This window comes from Hydrogenophaga sp., assembly GCF_030656115.1.
Lineage (GTDB): Bacteria > Pseudomonadota > Gammaproteobacteria > Burkholderiales > Burkholderiaceae_C > Hydrogenophaga.
This window is the reverse complement of record NZ_JAUSOO010000008.1, coordinates 33,979-53,637: the sequence shown is the minus strand read 5'-3', so window position 1 is coordinate 53,637 and position 19,659 is coordinate 33,979. Positions and strand designations below refer to the sequence as shown.

Annotated in this window: 16 protein-coding genes; 2 read left to right on the top strand and 14 right to left on the bottom strand. The window is 65.0% G+C overall.

Going from position 1 to position 19,659, the window contains the following annotated elements; all coding sequences use genetic code 11:
- Positions 1-207: 207 nt before the first annotated feature.
- From Q7J58_RS00965 to Q7J58_RS00945, 5 genes are all read right to left on the bottom strand, one after another.
- Positions 208-912: a prepilin-type N-terminal cleavage/methylation domain-containing protein gene (locus Q7J58_RS00965; protein WP_304822120.1), complete on the bottom strand. Its 705-nt coding sequence runs from the start codon at positions 910-912 to the stop codon at positions 208-210.
- A gap of 82 nt (positions 913-994) precedes the next feature.
- Positions 995-2,209, bottom strand: coding sequence for an ATP-binding protein (locus Q7J58_RS00960; RefSeq protein ID WP_304822117.1), 1,215 nt, complete (start codon positions 2,207-2,209; stop codon positions 995-997).
- Positions 2,206-2,901 (bottom strand): response regulator, encoded by a 696-nt coding sequence (locus Q7J58_RS00955; RefSeq protein ID WP_304822115.1) that lies wholly within the window; start codon positions 2,899-2,901, stop codon positions 2,206-2,208. Before Q7J58_RS00955 ends, Q7J58_RS00960 begins: the two co-directional genes overlap by 4 nt.
- Positions 2,888-3,154, bottom strand: coding sequence for a hypothetical protein (locus tag Q7J58_RS00950; protein ID WP_304822112.1), 267 nt, complete (start codon positions 3,152-3,154; stop codon positions 2,888-2,890). The genes Q7J58_RS00955 and Q7J58_RS00950 overlap by 14 nt, the downstream gene beginning before the upstream one ends.
- A 67-nt stretch (positions 3,155-3,221) precedes the next feature.
- A complete protein-coding gene (locus Q7J58_RS00945; protein WP_304822110.1) occupies positions 3,222-3,746 on the bottom strand; it encodes a hypothetical protein in 525 nt (174 codons plus the stop codon).
- An 8-nt stretch (positions 3,747-3,754) separates the two neighbouring features.
- Between Q7J58_RS00945 and Q7J58_RS00940 the strand changes: the two genes are divergently transcribed.
- The gene (locus tag Q7J58_RS00940) at positions 3,755-3,883 is read left to right on the top strand and encodes a hypothetical protein (RefSeq protein WP_304822108.1); all 129 of its coding nucleotides are present in this window, start codon (positions 3,755-3,757) and stop codon (positions 3,881-3,883) included.
- A gap of 770 nt (positions 3,884-4,653) precedes the next feature.
- On the opposite strand, the gene Q7J58_RS00935 is transcribed toward Q7J58_RS00940, so the two are convergent.
- The 9 genes from Q7J58_RS00935 to Q7J58_RS00895 are packed head-to-tail and all read right to left on the bottom strand — an operon-like array spanning position 4,654 to position 16,068.
- Positions 4,654-5,604, bottom strand: coding sequence for a prepilin-type N-terminal cleavage/methylation domain-containing protein (locus Q7J58_RS00935; protein WP_304822106.1), 951 nt, complete (start codon positions 5,602-5,604; stop codon positions 4,654-4,656).
- 49 nt (positions 5,605-5,653) lie between these two features.
- Entirely contained in the window at positions 5,654-6,160 is a 507-nt protein-coding gene (locus Q7J58_RS00930; RefSeq protein ID WP_304822103.1) for a hypothetical protein, read from the bottom strand.
- Between the two features lie 10 nt (positions 6,161-6,170).
- Entirely contained in the window at positions 6,171-6,776 is a 606-nt protein-coding gene (locus tag Q7J58_RS00925) for a hypothetical protein (protein ID WP_304822100.1), read from the bottom strand.
- Positions 6,773-8,272, bottom strand: coding sequence for a hypothetical protein (locus tag Q7J58_RS00920; protein ID WP_304822098.1), 1,500 nt, complete (start codon positions 8,270-8,272; stop codon positions 6,773-6,775). Before Q7J58_RS00920 ends, Q7J58_RS00925 begins: the two co-directional genes overlap by 4 nt.
- A gap of 7 nt (positions 8,273-8,279) precedes the next feature.
- Positions 8,280-9,479, bottom strand: a complete 1,200-nt coding sequence (locus Q7J58_RS00915) for a type II secretion system F family protein (protein ID WP_304822095.1) — start codon at positions 9,477-9,479, stop codon at positions 8,280-8,282.
- 13 nt (positions 9,480-9,492) lie between these two features.
- Positions 9,493-11,235: a type II/IV secretion system protein gene (locus tag Q7J58_RS00910; RefSeq protein WP_304822092.1), complete on the bottom strand. Its 1,743-nt coding sequence runs from the start codon at positions 11,233-11,235 to the stop codon at positions 9,493-9,495.
- On the bottom strand, positions 11,232-12,596 hold the full coding sequence (locus tag Q7J58_RS00905; RefSeq protein ID WP_304822089.1) for a tetratricopeptide repeat protein: 1,365 nt from the start codon (positions 12,594-12,596) through the stop codon (positions 11,232-11,234). Before Q7J58_RS00905 ends, Q7J58_RS00910 begins: the two co-directional genes overlap by 4 nt.
- Positions 12,593-14,473 carry a type II and III secretion system protein gene (locus Q7J58_RS00900; protein WP_304822087.1) on the bottom strand — a complete coding sequence of 627 codons (1,881 nt, stop codon included), beginning with the start codon at positions 14,471-14,473 and terminating at the stop codon, positions 12,593-12,595. The genes Q7J58_RS00905 and Q7J58_RS00900 overlap by 4 nt, the downstream gene beginning before the upstream one ends.
- Positions 14,470-16,068 carry an AAA family ATPase gene (locus Q7J58_RS00895; RefSeq protein WP_304822084.1) on the bottom strand — a complete coding sequence of 533 codons (1,599 nt, stop codon included), beginning with the start codon at positions 16,066-16,068 and terminating at the stop codon, positions 14,470-14,472. Before Q7J58_RS00895 ends, Q7J58_RS00900 begins: the two co-directional genes overlap by 4 nt.
- A gap of 539 nt (positions 16,069-16,607) precedes the next feature.
- Here Q7J58_RS00895 and Q7J58_RS00890 point away from each other — a divergent pair.
- Positions 16,608-19,652: a CheR family methyltransferase gene (locus Q7J58_RS00890; protein WP_304822081.1), complete on the top strand. Its 3,045-nt coding sequence runs from the start codon at positions 16,608-16,610 to the stop codon at positions 19,650-19,652.
- Positions 19,653-19,659: the final 7 nt, after the last annotated feature.

Genomic DNA, 19,659 nt, shown 5'->3' with positions numbered 1-19,659 from the left:
TCTATGTGGTTCTTGTCCATCGGCTCATGATTTGCGCTCCACGCTTCCTTCCCACACTCGGTCGCCCTCATGCGGTTGCGCTTCGCTTCGCTCGTCTTGGTCAACTTGCGGCGGGACTTGCACCCGCAGGAGTGCGCCCATGCTGGGCGCACCATAAAAAAACCGCCCGAAGGCGGTTTTTTTACGCACAACAAGTGCGACAGGTCATCACAGTTGTTTACACACCGTGACCCATGGCAAAGCTGCATCGTCAACATATACGGCTGCAGCGCCTTGCGCACCAGCAACAGGCGCAGTGTTCTTGACAGCGGTAGCAACGCCAGCGCGGATTTTGCCGGTACCTGGGCGACCATCATCCAACTGACGGTCCAACTGCTCAGCGGCCTTCGGTGGCAGGCTGGCGCAGAAGGTCGGGGCAATGCCCAAAGCAAAAGCGGTAGCGCTCACGCCAAAACCGTAACTGGAGTTGAAAGGTGTTTGCTCTGGCGTGGTGGATGTAACAGCGGTGCCCATGTCGCCAGACACCAGACCGGATGCACGCAGATGCTGCCAAGCCAAGCCGCCTTCGTTACCAACCCCACCAGTGAATACCTGCGCCAAGGTTGCAGTCATGATGTTGTCACCATTACCGGAAGTGGCAGGGTTAGCGCCACCAATGATGGTGGTCCAACGTGTTGCTGCATTCAGATCATCACCAGGCAGTGCCTTGTAACGGTCTTGGTAAGTGGAAAACGCAGCAGAAATGTTGTTGAAGTCATTCACCGCACGTTTGATCTTCGACTGCTCAATCAGCTCTTGGCCCTTCAGCACGCCGCCCAGCAGCAGACCGATGATGACGAGGACGATGGCGATTTCAACCAGCGTGAAGCCGGCTTGGCCCTTGCGGGAACTGCGCAGTGATTTGGATTTCATAAAAATACCTTTTCAGCATTCAGGCAACCCCCTTGGTCACCTTTCGTTGGTCATTGTGCACCGATTGGGTGCTGTGGTCATGTCAAAAAATTTGACGCTGTGCGCACAAGGCCACACGCCACTCAAAGGCAATGCCCTCGGGGGTGGGCTGGGCTGTCAAATCTCCACCCACATCGCGCAGGCTGCGGCGGGCCTGGTACAGGCCCAAACCGGAACCGGTGCCGGTGTGGGTCTGCATGGGCTCAAACGGGCGCTCGGGCCAGGGGGTGGACAGGTGCGGGGTGAGCAGGCGGGCCTGAAACTGCTCGCCCTGCACGGCCCAGGTGAGGCGCAGCGCCCGGCCCTGCACCCGGGCGCCGCCGTCGCGGGCGATGTTGGAAAAAATGTTGTCCAGCGTGCGCTCCAGCGCGCGGGCGTGCAGCGCTGTGGTGTGCGGGGTGGTGAGCGAGGTGCCGTGGGCAGGCTCGCACTGCAACGACAAACCGGCCAGCTGGGCCGCGCCGGCCACCACACCGAGCACCGGAACCGTGGGCTGCGGGTCCGGCACGGGCGGCACCGGGGGCGGTTCTGCTTGGGCAGCCCGGCCCGGCTCAGGGCTCGGCGGTGATGGCATGGGCGCGGGTGGCGGTGAAAACACAGGCGAAAACGCTGGCGAAGGCGGTGGCGCCAGGGGTGCACCGGCCTGGGTGGCTTCCAGCAGCTTTTTCGCCTTGGCCAGCACCAGCGGGGCCTGTTGCTGCAGGCGTTGGGCCAGCCGGGGCAATTTCTCGGGGCTGGCCGAGCCGAACTCGTCGGCCATGAGGCCCACCCACTGGGCCAGGTTGCGCATGTCGTGCTGCCAGTACAAATGCACATGGGCGCGCTGGGCCAGCGCCACCGCCACCGCCTGGGTGCGCTCGCGCATGCGCGACAACCAGCTTTGCACAAACACGTCCACCACCACCAGCGCCAGGGCCTTGGCCTCGTTGGTGCGGGCCAGGCCGGCCCAGCTCAGTTCAATGCGGCAGTCGGGGCCGGCATCCAGGCTGAGGTGGGTCCAGTCGGGCTGGGCGGGCTGGCCCCAATGGCCTTGCACCGGGTCGCCGAACCATTGGCCGCGCCAGGCCATGCCGCCAATGCCCGCCCGGCGCAGCACGGTGCTGGCGCGTTGGGGCCAGTCCATGGGGTGCATGTCATCGGGCAGGGCCAGCAAATCGCGCACGCATTCGCGGATGCGCCGCCCCTGGTGCCACACGGCCCAGGCCGCCAGCAGCAGCACCACGCCCAGCCCCACAAACAGCAACGGCAGCAGGCTCATGCGCGCTTGCCGGGTGCGTCGGCCGCCGCCTCGGCCGCCCCCGGTGGGCGCTGAATACCGAATTTTTTCATGTGGTAATACAGCTGCTCACGCTCCAGCCCCAGGGTGCGCGCGGCCACGGTCACGTTGAAGCCGCAGATGTTGAGCACGTGGCGAATGAGCTGCTCGGCCACGCCATCGCCCACTTCGCGCGGGCCTTCGTTCAGCTGGGCCGAGAGCGACAGGTGCAAGCTGCCCTGCGCCAAAAGCTCCTGGTCGCGCAGGGCAAACCAGCTGGCCCGCTGCAGGGCCTGGCGCAGGGTTTGCAGGCTGACGGGCTTGGCCAAAAAGTCGAACGCGCCCAGCCGCACCGCCTGCTGGCCCACGGCCTGGTCGTGCTGCCCGGTCAACACAATGGCCTTGAGCAGCGGCCATTCGCGCACCAGGTGGGCCAGCAGCTTCAAGCCTTCTTCCGGCAGGCTGGGGCTGGGCGGCAAACCCATGTCCAGAATGGCCACGCAGGCCTGGTTTTTGGGCACGGCCGGCTCCAGCGCCTGCAGGGCCTGCAGCCGGTCGTGGGCCACCAGCACCTGCCAGCCATCGTCGGCCAGCGAGTCGGCCAGCCAGGCAGAGAGTGCCGGATCGTCCTCCACCCAGAGCAGGGGAAAAGGCTGGGTGGCTTTGGCCGCAGGCATGCCCTCAGTCTTGGTCATGGGTGCCCAAAATGGAGGAAATGAGGGGGCCGATAGCCACCGCAAAACCCGCAAACAGCAAGGCAAAGCCCCCCACCACACGAATCAACAGCCACCCGGAATCGGTGTCTGCCGTGACCGCCAGGCTCATGTATCCGGCCATCAGCATGAGAACACCCGCGATCTGCTGCCCACGGCGCTTGGACTTGCGCCGCTTGGCGACTTGCCCGAAGGTGGTCTCGGCAAAGTCGGTTTGGTGGAAGTCGGATTTCATGAACTGCCTGCTCCTAAAGCGAAGCGGCACAGCGCGCAGCAGTTGGCTTCGTTGGGTTCATACGCGTTCAGTTGCATGTGGTGCTGCTGGCACAAAACCGGAAGCTGGACAAGAAAAATCGGCTTGTACCGCTGGGCCGAAAGACCACCTCGTCGAACAACTGAGCCGGGCTGGGTGCCAAGCTGGTCAGTTGTGGGCTGGACGGCAACGCGGTGGACACACTGACGGACCGGATCTCGTTGGAGACAAAAACACCGTTGAGCCTGTAGGTGATAGACACAGCCACCGTAGAGGTGTTTATCCCCAGCAGCCCCAGCGCGAAACTTTGGGCGGTTTTGCCTGCGTCGGTCAACCCAAAGCTGATCGACTCAGAAGAGTCCATGGCTCGCGCGCTGTCGTTGCCTGCACCGCATCCGGTGCTGCACACACCCAGGGCTTGGTAGGCACCGTCGGTGCTGATGTCTCCGCCGGTGGCGGCAATGCGGATGTTGCCGAGCAGCGCACCACCATCGATGTTGATGGTGGACACACCAGACCCATTGCCCTTGGTGTCAATGACGGGCGTGATGCTCGGATCAAGCACCACATCCACAACATCGGGTGGAGGTGGAGGTGGAGGTGGAGGTGGAGGTGGAGGTGGAGGTGGAGGTGGAGGTGGAGGTGGAGGTGGAGGTGGAGGTGGAGGTGGAGGCGGTGGTGGAGGCGGTGGTGGAGGCGGTGGTCCTGTAGTTGGATCAATACCCGGCAACCCCGTTTCAGCTGCCAACTTTTTCAAGGTTTTGTAACGCACCACATCGTCAAAGAAGGCCACCTGCGTAGGCAGCAAATCAACTGTGTTGAAAGGTTTTTTTACAAAGATCGTTGCTATCGGGTCGGATTGCGTATTGCTGTGTTCATCCGGATCGAAAGGAGGGACGGCCACACCAGAGGGCAACGGCATCCGCTGTGCAGGAAAAGTTGAATTTCCTTTCAACAACCAAGCACCATAACCTGTGGGGCCGTGACTGATCAAAACCCAAGCCAAATCAGCCTCAGACGAACCTGAATCATTGACTTGCAACCCTGGTGGCACAGGTGGCAATGGGGTGTTACCAGCAAAAATCCGGTAAGAAATTTTCCGGCTCCACGCATCCAAGGCATCGTCTTTTTGCAAACCCAATGTAGCCCACGGCACCGTGCCACCGGGCGTATTGCAAGCTCCAGAAATTGGATCAGCCAGCCCGATATCTAGCGTGCCATCAGCAGCACAAGGCAGTTCCTGATGAATCAGTACATAGGCCCTAAGCGCTTGCTCAATCCGGTCCAACCGTTGCTCGGTCGTTCGCAACTCGGCCAATGGCCTTCGGGTTTGTTTGGCGGCTTGCAAAGCCAGTGTGGAGGCACCCAGGACCAAGACCGTCACGATCATGGGCATGACGATGGCACCGCGCTGCGGGAAGCCTGGCGGTGGAGGGCAAGGCGGCATGGGTGGGAGGTGGCGCATAGCTTGACTTCTTACCTTAGTGGCTACGTGGTCCGAGGCCTGCGTCCAAAACCACTTTCATCACCGTGGGCCGTAGCACGATGTCGTCGTAATAGGAATTGACATCGGGGGTTTCGTTCAGATCGGTATCAATATAAAAATCAGGGGGCAAGCGCAATGCTGTGTTGTTGGCATTTTGAAGTTCCAATGTGCCAGGACCAGGGCCGTTTGCGGGCTGAGGAACCCCTCCATTCACGTTGTAGCCTCCAGCTTTGTTGCTCCCATGGCTGATAAGCAAGTAAGCCGCCCCTGTAAGTGCCGGGCTCGCTGGATTCATCAATATGGTTCCAGCGGCGTCAGCATCCACCCGCAAACCCCGATCTGCCAACCATAAATTGGGCGGCGTACAACTTGCAGCTGGAGGGGACGGTGAAACACAGGCTGGATTACAGCCCAGCCTGTTGTGAGGAGTTACGCCCAACGACTGTGCCACAGCAGCGCTCGTTCCTGCTACATCGCACACAGTCATATCCAATGCGGCATCCAATGTCAGACCAAGGCTTGTGGCTGCCGAAGGCAAGTCACCACGCACCCGGTAAGTGATGACCGAGTTCCACGCGTCCAATGCATCCGTCTGGCTCACACCCAATGTCACCCAGGGCACCACGCCTGTGGAGAGTGCCGTACACAAACCCGTGGCAGCTGTGCGCAACTCACGTCCATAGTCGGCATCGCTAGGCCCCAAACTGCCATCCGCCGGACAAGGCAGTCTCTGGTTCGTCATCACAAACCGGGTCATGGCCGCTTCCAGCGCCTCCAGCTTGGTGCGGGTTTCGTTGCGGCGGTTGTTGTCCATCATGGTGCTGGTGGCGGGCAAGAACAGGGCCGCCAGCAAACCCACCACCAGCAGCACCATGGCCAGTTCCACCAGCGAGAAACCTTGCTGGCGCCGGGCGTGGTTTGTTGACGGAACGGTGCTTGGGTTCATGGGTTTCATTTGAATGCTGTTTGTGCCGATGGCGACCCGCACGAAGGCCTTATTTTTTTCTGAAAGTGCCCGCAGGCACCACGTCCACCACCGGCTGGTCGGGGTCCAGGCTGGCCTGGCCGGGCCGCAGCACCAGATCGGGCAGGCCTTGTTGGCGCAGGCGCACGCTCTGTTGTTCGATGAGGATGGTGCGACCGCCCAGCACGTCGCCGTGGCGCAGCGTCAGGCCGTTGATCCAGGCACTGGCGCCCTGGCTGCCTTGGGACAGGCCTTGCAACACGAAGGTGGTCAAAGGGGGCGGTGGTTGTTCGGGGCTGAGGCCCACGGCGTCGGGAGCCGGTGCGGCGTCGCCCGCGTAGCGCGCACGCACGATGGCGGCGCGCTGGGCGGGGGTGTAGAACAGGCGCGGCCACAGGGTGGCGGCTTCGGCCATGTTGGGGGTGGAGGGAGCAGCGCTGGCCATGCCACCCAGCACACACCCGGCCACCAGCACCGCGCAGGCGGGCCAGTGGGGCCTGTGACCAGACCGGGGTGGGGTGGCAAGAAACGGACGCATGGGGTGGAGCTCAGTTGCCCGCATTGTGGCTGGGGGTGGCGGGCGGTTCAATGTGCAAAAAGTTGACACGGCAGCGGGCGCCCAGGCCTTCGGGGGTGGGTTGCTCCAGCGCGCAGCCCATCAGCCGGGCCACGCCCTGGTGCGCCTGCATGTATTGGTCGGTGAGTTGCAACACCTCGAGTTCGTGCACACCGGTCATGGTGTAGTCCAGGGTGTGGCGGGTCACGCGGGCTCCGATGGCCTGGGCCTGCGGCAGTTCAACGGCTTGGGGGCTGCCCAGGGTGAAGCTGACCTGGGCCTGCAAGCCCAGGCTGGCAGAGGTGCGCAGCAGGTCTTCGACCCACACGGCGCGGGGCTCGCCACCCAGCAGGCCGCTGGCTTTGAGCTGTTCGTAGGTGCGGCGGTGGGTGTCCAGATCGATCTGGTCGGCCTGGGCTTCGGCCAGCAGGGCCTGGGCGGCTTGCTGCTGGCCTTGCGCCTGTTGCCAGTCGGGCAACAGGGATTGCTGCAGCGCATACAGGCCACCCCAAACCAGAACCAGCACACCCAGCAGGGCACCCAGTTTGATGAGCAAGGGCCGCAGCAGCGGCAGCAGCAGGGGCCACAACACGTTCATGAGGGTTGTTCCGGTGGTGGGGGCGCTGGCGACAGGCACCAACGCCACTCGGCGCCCGGCCCACCACCGGCCTGGTTGCTGGCGATGACGGCACCGCTGGCCGATTGCACAGGGTCTTGGCGCACCTGCCAATCGGGCCAGTCGCGCACGGCTTTGCCCAGCGCGTCGAGCACCTGCTGGCGGGTGCGGGGCGAAAGGCCGATGGCGGGGCGGATTTCAAATTGCCACTCCACCTGGGCGGTCTCGGCTCCTGCCTGCCCATCGGCGGGGGGGGGCTGAAAGGGAGCCGCCCCGCTTGCGGGTTGCGCGCCGCCACAGGCGCTGGGCACCAGCGACAGTTCGGAGCGCAGCAGTTCGGCCTGCGGCTGGGCCTGCATCAACTGGCCCAGGCGCATCAAGGCCGCCGGCTGGTCAATGCCGGCCTGCAGTTCGCGCTGCTTCACCTCAATGGCCAGGCGCATGAGGCTGGTGTCCACACCGCTGGCGGCAATGCTTTGCTGGATGGATTGCGCGCTTTGCGTCATGTTGTTGGCCTGTTGCTGCCATTGTCGGGTTTGGTCCATCTGGTCCATGACGGCCTGGGCCTGGCCGACCACCATCCACAAACCGCCCAGCGCCAGCACAGCGGTGGCGAGCACCAGCCCTTGGCGCGCCTGGTAGGCCAAAAAATACCGGCGCACGGGAGCTGGGGCCAGTTGGCCCGGCGTTTTGCTGCCGGCCAGCGCCAGCACATCGGCCAGCACGCCGTGGGCCGACTGGGCCAGCACCGGTGGCAGCACGCCCACACCCTCCTCTTGCAGGGCCTCGGCCAGACCGGTGCTGGGCTGCATGAGCACGATGCCGGGCTGCGCGCCACGGTCAAGCATGCGGTTGTCGATCAGGTACTTCAGGGTAAGGCTGATTTCGATGGCTTGCTGCTGGGGATCGAGGTCGAGCAGCAGGCGCGAAAACACCGGCACGCCTTGCTTGAGCAACACCATGCGCAAACCGTGCGGCAAGCTCAGGCACAACAGCAGCCAGGCGACGGGTTTCAGGCTGGGCTGCTTGCCGGCCCACTGCGCCATGAGGTAGCTCAGCGACCACACCCCTTGCACCGGGCGCTTCTGGGCCACGGCCTGGTCGAGAGCGGTTTGCAAGGTTTGCGACGCCACACCCACCGCGTGAATCTGAAACGCCTTGGGCAGCAAAGGCTGGCTGGCCGCGGTTTGCCAGGTGGCGCGCAGGGGCACATCGGGCAGCAGGGTTTGCATCTGCTGCTGAATGAAGCCGGTGCGGTCGGAGCCCATGAGGGCGGGCACGTCCACCTGCACATGGGTTTCTTCAATCAGGTCGGCCACCACGCGCGTGGGTTGTTCTGCCGGCGGGGGCTCCGGCAAGGGCTGCCCGGCGGCGCTGAGCCATTGCGACTGCAGGGGCTGCACCAGCAACACGCCTGCGGCAGACGACGCCTGGGTGGCAGAAGAGGCTTTCAGCGGTGACGGAATGCGCAGCTTCATCGCAGCTTCATGCCTTGATTTTGGAAATGGTGTCGTAAATCGGGCCCATCACGGCCAGCATGATCCAGCCCAGAATCAACCCCAGCGTGACGGTGAGCACGGGTTCGATGAGCGCCTGCACCCGGCCAATGGACTCCTCAATGTCGCGGTTGAAAAAGTAGCTGACATTGGCCAGGGCATCGTCCAGCGCGCCCGTGGCCTCGCCCACCTTGAGCATGCGCACCACCAGCGAAGGGAAGAGGTTTTCAACCGCAAACGCATCGCTGATGGGGGTGCCGGTGGCAATGCGTTCGCGCACCCGGGCCACCGCACGCTGGATGGGCAGGCTGCCGCTGAGTTTTTCGCAGTAGCCCAGGGCTTCGATCACGGGAATGCCGGTGCGGTACATCAGCCCGAAGCTGTCGGCCAGCCGGGCCAGGATGATTTTTTTGATCACCGGCCCCACACCGGGCAAGTCCAGCAAGGCCTGGTGCAACCGGAAACGCAGCCGCTCACTCGTTCGGGCTGCAATCGATACGGCCAAACCCAACACCACCGGCGCGGGCAGGATAAGCCACCAGTAGTTGACGAACGCGTTGGACAGCCAGATGAGCGCGCGGGTGTTGAGGGGCACTTCCTGCCCCATGTTGACGATGAAGCCGACCAACTGGGGCACCAGGTACACCATCAGGAACACCACCACCCCCGAAATGGTGATGGTGACGAAGGCCGGGTACATGAGCAGTTTTTTGGTTTGGGCGGCCAGCTCGGCCTGCCATTTGAGGGAGCGCACCAAGGCCTCCAGCACCTCGGGCAGCTGCCCGGTGACTTCGCCCGAGCGGATCAGGTGCACCACCACCTCGGCAAAAATGCCGGGGTCGGCGGCCATGGCATCGGCCAGGGTGCTGCCGTTCTGGATGCGGTCGATCAGGCTGGCGGCCACCTGGCGCAGCTCCACGCTGTCGGCCCCGTCGCGCAAATCTTCCAGGGCAGACACGATGGGCACGCCCGCACGCAACAGCATTTGCATGTGGAACAGCAGGTTGATCAGCTCGCGCTGGGGCAGCCCCGAGAGCTTGATGACCCGGCGCTTGACTTCCTTGGAGCTGATCAGCGACAAGCCCGCCGCCTTGAGCTGGGCCTGCATGTCGGGCAGGTGCAGGGCGCTGAGCTCGCCCTTGACCACATCGCCCAGGGCGTTGATGGCGCGGTAACTGTAGCGGGCCATGGGTGTTGCTCTTTCAGCGCGTCAAGCGCAAGGTGAGATCGACCACGCGGCCCACTTCGTCGATGCTGGTGATGCCTTCCAGCACGCGGCGCAAACCGTCTTCGGCGATGGGTATGAAACCATGGGCCAGGGCGTGCGCGGTGAGTTCGCCCAGGGTGGCGTTGCGGGTGATGAGTTCGTCGAGTTCGGTGTCAAAACGCAGCAGCTCCATGATGGCCAGCCGCCCTTTGTAGCCCTGGTAGTCGCAGGCCACGCAGCCACCGCGGTGCTGTTGGTAAATGGTGTGGCCGGCGTGCGCATCGCCCAAAATGCGGGCCTCGGGGCTGCCAGCGACCACCTCGACCGGCTCGCGGCAGTGCAAACACAGGCGGCGCAGCAGGCGCTGGGCCACGATGCCGATGATGTTGCCAGCGATCACGTCGGGCGCCACGCCCAGGTCTTTCAGACGCGGAATGCTGCGGATGGCGGAGTTGGTGTGCAAGGTGGAAAACACCTGGTGCCCGGTCATGGCGGCGCGAAAGGCCATTTCGGCGGTGTCTTTGTCGCGCACCTCGCCCACCAGAATGATGTCGGGGTCTTGCCGCATCATGGAGCGGATGCCCTCGGAGAAGTCGATCTTGCTGCCGTCGGCCACCGAGGTCTGGCGGATGCGGGTGATGGGGTATTCCACCGGGTCTTCCAGCGTCATGATGTTGACGCTTTCGGTGTTGAGGTGGTTGAGCACCGAATACAGCGTGGTGGTTTTGCCGGAGCCGGTGGGCCCGGTCACCAGCACAATGCCCTCGGGACGGGCCAGCATGAGGTTGAGCAAGCCGTACTGGCGCTCGGTCAGGCCGAGCTTGTCGTAGTCCACAATGCCGCGCTTGGCATCGAGCACGCGCAGCACAAAGTTCTCGCCGTGGATGGTGGGCTGCACAGCGGCCCGAAAGTCCACCGTGCGTCCACCAATGGACAGCGACACGCGCCCGTCTTGCGGCGCCCGGCTCTCGGCAATGTTCATGCTGGAGACAAGCTTCAGGCGCACCAGCATGGCCGACCAGTAACGGCCATGCAGCACCCGCACCTGGCGCAGCACGCCGTCGATGCGGTAGCGGATGCGCAAGAACTGCCCTTCGGGTTCAAAGTGGATGTCGGAAGCCAGCTTGTGCACCGCGTCGGACAACAAGGCATCGACCAGGCGCACCACCGGGTGGCTGTAGCCGCCCCGCCCTTGCGTGAGAGCCAGCAGGTCGATCTGACCGGTTTCAATCTCGTGGATGGTGCCGTCGATGGACAGTTCGTAGCCGTAGAACTGGTCGATGGCGGCCAGCACATCGGCGGAACTGGCCAGCCGCCACGCAATGCGCACCCCCAAGCCGGCCTGGGCGCGAATCTGGTCGGCGGCAATGATGTCGTTGGGCTTGGGGCTGGCGAGCACCAGTTCTTTGGTTTCAGGGTTGTACGACACCGGAAACGCCTGGAAGCGACTGGCCAGGTCTTTGGGCAGGCGCTTGAGCGCTTCGGGCTCGGCCAACACCGACTGCAGCAGAATGGTCTGCTGGCCCAGCGTGGCGCCCAGCACCTCGCGCATGGCCTCTTCGGTGACAAAACCCATGGCGATCAGCGCGTCGCCGATCTGTTTGCCGGTTTTTTGCTGCTCCAGCAGGGCAATCTGAATCTGGTCTGCCGAGACCAGGCCCATTTGCAGCAGGCGTTCGCCCAGGCGCATGGGGCGGCGAACCGCTGCCGATGGGTTGGCTGTGGTCTGCGTGCTCATGGCGTGCCCAGGTAGGCCAATTCGCGCAGCCGGCTGCTGATGTGCTGCACAGGCACGCCCGCACCGCCGAGTTGCAACGCCAGTTGGTAGTGCTGCACCGCTTCGGTGTAGCGGCGCGACTGGTCGAGTGCCACCGCCAGGTTGTAGGCGTAGGTGGCCTGCATGGGTTCCAGCGACTGGGCTCGGGCCAGCCACGGCAAGGCCTCGGCCCAGCGGGATTGGCGCCCCAGCAGGTTGCCCAACGCGGCCTGTGCGGCGGCGTCGCGGGGGCGGGCCTGCACCCACTCGTTCAGACGGCTTTCGGCGGTTTGTGCATCGGACTCGGACAGGATGGCCAGCAAGCCGGTGCGGGCGGTGGCGTTGTCGGGCCAGAGCTTGAGGCTGCGCTGGTAAGCCACCCAGGCTTCGGGCAGGTTTTTTTGCCGGTGCAACGCCACCGCCACGCCCAGGGCGGCGTCGGGGTCGTCGGGGCGCTCGGTAAGCACCTGGCGGTACAGACTCAAAGCGCGCGTTGCATCGCCCTGGCCCAGTGCCGTCCAGGCGTCTTGCAGTTGGCGGTTGGCTTCGGAACGCACCAGCAGGGGCTGGGCGGTGGGCGGCGCAGCGACCGGCGCACGGGCCGCCGCGCCCCGGGCCGGCGGCGCAGCCACCGGTTTGGTCGGTGTTGAAGCCGCTGCAGCGCTTGCAGAGGCCGAAGCCGCGGCGGGTGCTGCGGACGGTGAGGGCGCAGCCGGTCTGGCGGGTTGAACGGGTGCTCGCTCCACCTTGGCAGGGGCCGCAACCGCAGGGGCCGGCGCGGAAGGGGTTGCGACGGCCCGGGGGGCTTCCAGTGGCACGGCTGGGGACGGCTCAGCCACGGCAGCCGCATCGCCGGCTGGAGGCATGGGCGCCGCGGGGGGGGCGTTGTCTGGCAGCGGTTCGCCCGCAGGGAGGGCGGGCACATCCGGCGGGGGCGCCAAGGCCAGGGTGCTGGTGGGCTGAGCATCTTCCCAAACCATCCAGCCCAGCCAGCCCGCCATGGGCAGCAACAGCACGGCTGCGCCCGCGCCCAGCCACAGCTTGCGCTGGCGGGCGGAATGGGCCACAGCGGGCCCCGAAGCGTTCAGCAGGTTGCGCGCCGCCTGCGCAGGGCTGGGGGCACCGGCAGGTGCCGTGCCCATGTCCAGCGGCCCGGGCTGCTCAGGCTGCTCGGGCATGGCTGGGGGGGCCGTCGACACCGGCGAATCGGAAGGCTCGGAGGGGAGCCGGCCCGGGCCAAGCGTCAGTGTATCGGGCGCATCAGACCGGTCCGGTGGGGCCGATGCGGTGGGCGCTGCGAGGCTCATCTCGCTGCGGCGCAGGGCGTCCAGCAGCACGCTCACGGCTGCCTCCGGGTGGGTTGGGTAGCGCCCGACGGATAAGCAGCCTGGTCGGGCATGGCGCGCAAGGCTTCGCTCAGGTGTGACTCAAACGCCTGGTAGTCACCGCCCAGGCTGGCATCGGTCACCACCGTGGGGCGCAAAAAAATCACCAGTTCGCTCTTGCCGTTGTCGCGGCTTTTGTATTTGAACAATTCGCCCAGTCCCGGCACGTTGCCCAGGCCGGGGGTCTGGTCGGTGTTGCTGGTGAAGTTCTCGCGCATCAGGCCGCCCAGCACGGCGGTGTCGCCCGAGCGCACCTTGATGACCGACTCCAGCTCGCGCGTCTGGATCTGGGGCACCCGGCTCACCACCTCGGGCACATCGGAGCCACTGGCTCGGGCCAGGGCCAGGTTGATGGACACAGCGGGGTCGTTCACATAGCCGGCCACCCGCGACAGGGTGGGTCGCAGGATGAGTGTGACCTGGTCGCTGTCACCCACCTGGGGCATGACGCTCATGACAAAGCCCACCGACACGGTATTGGGTCGGGACGTCACGGTCAGGGTGCCGGCCGAGGTGGTTGTGGCACCCACGTAGTTGGTGTCGATGGTGAAGTACACGATGTCTTCCGTCACCTTCAGCAAGGCTGCCTGGTTGTTCAGTGCGCTGATCTTGGGGCTGGAGAGCACCTTGGTATTGCCGAACGATTCGAGCAAGCGCACCGCAGCGCTGATCTGCGTGAGTCCACTGGCGCTGGTGTAGGAGGGTGTGAAGGCGGCCATGCTGGGAATGACCCCGCTCATCGGCACCCCAGAGGGCATGTCGCCACCCGACGGCCCGAGCTGGAACAGCGGCAGGCCACGCCGGAACACCGTCCAGTTGATGCCCTGCTGGTACTGGTCGGACAGGTTGACCTCGACGATGGTGGCTTCGATCATCACCTGCCGTCCGGCGCTGAGCATCACCCGGTCCATGAACTCGCGGATGCGCATGTGCTGGCGGAACGAGGCCCGCACCGAGATGACCCCGGTTTCGGGGTTGGCGATCACGGAGGCGGCTTCGCGAAAGCGCGCTGCGGCTGGGGCCACAGCACCACCACCCACTGTGCTGGGCGTGCCGGCGGCGGCCGCTGGAGCGGCTGCGGTCGCCGTGCCTTCTGGCAGCAGTTTGTCGGTCTCGCGCAGCAAATCCCGGATGTTTTGGGTGAGGGTGTCCCAGAAGCGGTTGTTGGACGTGTTGGCCATTGAGCTGCTGGAGCTGTTGCCCGCGCCGCTGCCGCCCACGCTGCTGCTGGCGCTGACGCTGCTGCGCGCCTCGCGCGACACGTTGGGGTAGTCGACCCGGTAGTGGCGCAGCACGGGCGCGTCGGGCATCACAAACAGGTTGCGCCCTTCCACTTCGTAGCGCATGTCCACCTGCATGGCGGCGCGGTCGAGAATTTCGGTGATGGTCTGGTCAATGGCGTTGATGCTGACGGTGCCCGCCAGGTCGGGGTGCACGTCCAGGTTGAGCCGGGCATCGCGGGCCAGTGCAAACAGCAGGTCGCGAATGGCCAGGTTGTGGACGCTGACCGAATAGACCTCGGCCTTCGTGCGGCCCGGGCGCGGCTGCGGGGGCAGCAGGGGCGCATCGACCAGCTCGGGGGGCTTGCCCTGGGGTTGGGCGTCGGGTCGCAGGTGGCCCAAACCGGGCTCTCGGGGCGGGGCTGCGCAGGCCGACACGGCCAGGCTCACGGCCAACAGGAGCGTCTGCAGCGGCCCGCAGGCGCCCGCACGGGGTTGGCCAGCGGGCACCACCGCGGCGGCCGGCCCCGCACCTTCAGCGTGCTGAGGGCTGGGGATACGGCCAACACGGCTCCAGCGGAACCAACGGTGTGCGGGGAGGTGGCGTGGAATCATGACGGAGCGCGCTCGGGGTAGGTTTCGGTGCGGATGCGTTGCAAGCTTCGCACCATGGGCCGGCCGGCTTTGGCCGCCACGTTGACAAACTCGGGTACCGCCTGCGCAGCCTCATTGCGGGACGCATAAAGCCCCGCATACACGGCCCAGCTGGGGGTCTGCTGGTTGGCGTACTGGCGGTCATGCACCCACACGGGTGCCTGGGTTTTCAGACTGTTCAGCAGGCGCATGGCGGCGGGCACGTCGGTGGCAATGCCGATCTGAACGGTCCAGCCGTCTTCAGCCGTGTTGTCAAACACCTGGCGGGTGCGCAGCACTCCGTCGCGCAAAGCCGCTGGCAGAAGCGCGTAGCGGTTGGCCAGGTCGTCAGATGCCGAAACACCGGTGGGCGCATCGGAGGCCACGGCGGGAGCGGCCGGGGCTGCGGGTGGGGCAGAAACCGCCACCGACACGGCGGGCGAGGCAGCGGCCGAAGGTGCCGATGTCTCCACCGGAGCCGGGTTGGGCGTGGGTGCAGCCGCCGCATCCGGCGCCGGGGCCGACACGGCGGGCGCGAGAACGGCAGCAGGCGTCACGACCCCGGTCACGGCGGGCACAGAGGGACTGTTCGGGGTTGGTGACACCAGCGCCACCGGGTTGGGCCGTTGGGTCTTGCTCAGAACGTAGCCCAACCCCATACCCAGCACCAACAACGCGCCCACCGCTGCCACGCCCAACAAAAGGCCGTGGCCGCTCCAGAGCGCAGCCGCGCCACGCGGCCCCACCGCCAGCCGTTCGGGGGCTGCGAGCAGCTTGAAATCGGCAATGGCCCGCTGCACATGGCTGGCGCTCACCTGCTGCGCGCCCTGGGCAAAGGCGGCCAGCAAAGCCTTGTCGGCCAGCAGATGGATGGCCCGGGCACGCCCATGCGAAGCCTTGACCAGCTGCAGCAAGGCTTTGGACTCAAACAGCGCCCCACCCTGCCAGCCGGCCCGGCGCAGGCGGTGGTACACATAGGCGCAGGCATCGTCGTCGTTGAGCGGCGTGAGGTCAAAGCGGTGAACCACCCGGTCTCGCACCTGGCGCAGCCGGGGCAGGGCCAGCAGTTGGTCCAGTTCCGGCTGGCCAAACAACACGATTTGCAGCAGCTTGCGCTGCGAGGTTTCCAGGTTGGAGAGCAGCTTGATTTCGTCCAGCGACTCGGGCGACATGGCCTGTGCCTCGTCGATCAGCACCACCACATGCATCCCCTGGGCATGGCGCTCCATCAGGGCTTCCTGAATGACGAGCAACGGCGGCTTGCCCGCGGGCGCCTGCAAACCCCAGTCGGCCAGCAGCGAGTACAGGATTTCACCCGGCCCAAAGGACGGGTTGGCCAGGTACACCAGCTCCACCTTGTCGCGTGGCAGGCGATCGGCCAGCACACGGCACAGCATGGTTTTGCCACTGCCGACCTCGCCCACCACCACAATGATGCCGTCGTCGTCCAGCACCGCGTGCTGCAAGGCCTCCAGAATGGCTCTGCGGGCAGACCCTTCGAAAAAAAACCTGCCGTTGGGCGTGAGGCCAAACGGCGGTTCGCTCAAGCGGAAATGTTCAAGATAGAGGGAGGACAAGGTGGACTCTCGAAGTCAAGTGCGCCGTTGCCGGACCGCTGCGTGAAAACCGCCGGCGGCATGGCGATGGGCCACGAACGCAGGCGGTGGTTGAACAAAAAGCTTGGCCGGAATGCCCAGGCGCACAAGCGGGTACGGGAAAAATTGCGGTTGCACCAACAAGTTTCTGAAGTGAGTCAAGTGCAGAGGGCCTTTTGGCTGGCAAATATTAACGGGCTGGAAAATAGAATCTAGAACCGCGCGCACGGCGTTTAAGTATGGCATGTGTGGAGTGCACCAACCTGTCCGTACCCTGGATGCCCGCTCGGGATCTCTCGGGCAGGACCGCCAGCACACGCCGCTTCGGGCACCAAGTGGCCTCAGCCCCTCCCGCCAAAGTGGCACTGAGGTTGTTCGTTGGAACTGGAGGGGTTGGCAGGGCGGGTGGATGCCGTGGCGCGAACGTTTTTCCCCCTCTTCGGCACGAGCACCGGAACGGCGTCCAATGGACAATGGGCGCTGAACGTACCCCGCGCCAATACCCCCGTCAAAACGCACCCATGCCCACACGCCTCACCCCGTTCAGCCTCAGCCCACCGGCCCACCCGTTTCAGTGGGAAGACAACCGGGACATGCCGGACTCGGCGCCGGACGAACACCTTGACAAGCCGCTGCACGTGGTGGCCATTGGTGCATCGGCCGGCGGCCTGGATGCGCTGGAAAAGTTGTTTGCCAGCTTGCCGGCCGACTCTGGCGCGGCTTTTGTGGTCATTCAGCACCTCTCGCCCGACCACAAAAGCATGATGGCCAGCCTGCTGGCCCGCCGCACGCGCATGCCGGTGGTGGTGGTGGAAGAAAACTTGCCGATTGCCGCCAACCAGGTGTTCCTGATCCCGCCCGGCTCGATCATGCACATGGACGGTCGGCTGCTGCGGCTGACACCGAAGAACCCGCGCACGCTGACGCTGCCCATTGACGTGTTTTTCCAGTCGCTGGCCACCCACCACGGCGACCACGCGGTGGGCGTGGTGCTGTCGGGCACCGGTTCGGACGGCACACGCGGGGCCGGCGCCATCAACGAGGCGGGCGGTTTTCTGCTGGCCCAGGACCCCGAAAACGCCAAGTTCGACGGCATGCCCCGCAGCGTGATTGCCACCGGTCTGGTCGATGCCATCTTGCCCGTGGAGGCCATGGCCGAGCGCATCGTGGCCCACATCACCAACCAGCCACCGCTGAGCGATGCCGCCCGCCACCCGCTCGGGCAGGCGCTGGCGGTGGGGCCGGAGGCGGCCCTCTCGGGCATCCTGCATCTGCTGCTGCAGCTCGGTGGCATCAACTTCGAGGAATACAAGCTTGGCACGGTGATGCGCCGCATTGAGCGCCGCATGGCCGTGCGGCAGGTGGGTGGCCTGGAGGCGTATCTGGCCCTGCTGAACCAGGACCGCGCCGAGGTGCTGACCCTGCGCCGCGAGCTGCTGATCCCGGTGACCCGTTTCTTTCGCGACACCGAATCGTTCGATGCACTGATGCGCCAGGTGGTCGATCCCATCGTGGCGGGCAAAGAGGCCGGTCAGACCATCCGGGTGTGGTGCGCTGCCGTGTCCACGGGCGAAGAGGCCTACTCCATTGCCATGCTGTTCCTGGAGGCGTTTGACCAGGTGAAACGCTGGCCCGCGCTGAAGATTTTTGCCACCGATGTGGAGCAGCTCAACATGGAGACCGCCGGGGCGGGCGTGTACCCCGAGTCCATCGTGGCCGAAGTGCCGCCCCAGCAGCTGGAGCGGTTTTTCATCAAGAGGGGCAACAGCTTTGTGGTCAAAAACGAGCTGCGCCAATGCATCGTGTTTGCCCGCCACAACCTGCTGAACGACCCACCCTTCACCAAGATGGATCTGGTGGTGTGCCGCAACGCACTCATTTACTTCAAAAACACCGCTCAAGAACGGGCCTTGCGGCGCATGCAGTACGCGCTGAACCCCAAGGGCTACCTGTTTCTGGGCTCCAGCGAGTCGCTGGGTGACTTGCAACTGGACTTTCAGACCCTGTCGATGCGCCACAAAATCTGGCAGGTGCTGCGGCCGAGTTCGCTGCCGATGGACCTATCGCGGGGCACCGCCAGCAATGTGTCGGCACTGGCGTTGGCACGCCGCCCATCGGTCGGCAACAGCCTCTCGCGCCTGGGTGAAGGGGCGGTTGATCGAGGTTATGCCACTTTGCTCAAGGCATTTGCCCCGCCGGTGGCCATTTTGGTCAACAGCAGCCACCAACTGGTGCACTCTTACGGCGAGGTGCATGCGTTTCTGCGTATCCGCGAAGGCCAGCCCAGCCTGGACCTGAGCCGCATCCTGCCCGACGCACTGATTCCGGTGGCGGCGGCGCTGCTGTTCAAAAGTGCGCGCGAAAACACCAGCGTGACATCGGATGTGGTCCGACTCACCCTGCCGCCCAACCCGGGGCAGCCCAACCAGGAGCCGGTCAAGACGCCGTTGCGCCTGAGTGCCTGGCCGGTGGGCGAAGTGGACGGCGAGCGCCTGACGCTGCTCACCTTCGAACCCGTCAACAGCCCGGAGCGCACCGACAGGCCCACGCAGGTGGACATTGGCTCCGAAACCTCGGAGCGGCTGGAGGTGCTGGAGCACGAGTTGGCGGCCACCCGCGAGAGTCTGCAAGCGACCATTGAAGAGCTGGAAACCTCGAACGAGGAGCTGCAGGCCACCAACGAGGAAATGATGGCCTCCAACGAAGAGCTGCAAAGCTCGAACGAAGAATTGCAATCGGTGAACGAGGAGCTCAACACCGTCAACGCGGAGTACCAGGAAAAAATCGACATCCTCAACCGCGTGAACGCCGACCTCGACAACCTGGCCCGCGTGGTGTCGTCGGGCACGGTGTTTGTGGACGAGCACCTGCAACTCACCCGCTTCAGCCCCGATGCGGCACAGATTTTCCGGTTGCGCACCACCGACATTGGCCGTCCGCTGGAGGATTTGACCCACTCGCTGGACTACCCCGACTTCATGGACGACCTGCGCAGCGCCTTGCTGCGCAGCCAGCCCAGCGAAAAAGAAGTGCGGGAACTGCGCAACCCCGAGCCGCGGTACTACCTGGTCAAGATGCTGCCTTACCGCATTCCGTCGTCGTCTTCGCACGGCGTGGTGGTGAGCTTCATGGACATGAGCACGGTTCACAGGCTCAACCTGTTGCAAACCATTCTGGACGCCATGACCGCCCACATTGCGGTGCTGGACCACCAAGGCGTGATCACCATGACCAACCGCGCCTGGAACGGGTTCACCACAGACAACAGCGTGCTCACACCCGCCAACACCGCCGTGGGCAGCCATTACCTGCGCATTTGCGAGCAGGCCACAGGCCCGGATGCCGACTACGCCCAGCGGGCCGCATCGGGGCTGCGGGCGGTGTTGTCGGGCTCAAGCGCGCAGTTCTGCATGGAATACCCCTGCAACAGCACCACCGAGCCGCGCTGGTTTGTGATGCACGCTGCGCCGCTGCAGCTGCCACACCAGCCGGACCGGCCGGGCGCTGTCGTCAGCCACATCGACATCACCGCCTGGCATCCGACCCGCACCGCAACCCCTCTGTGACCGTTGC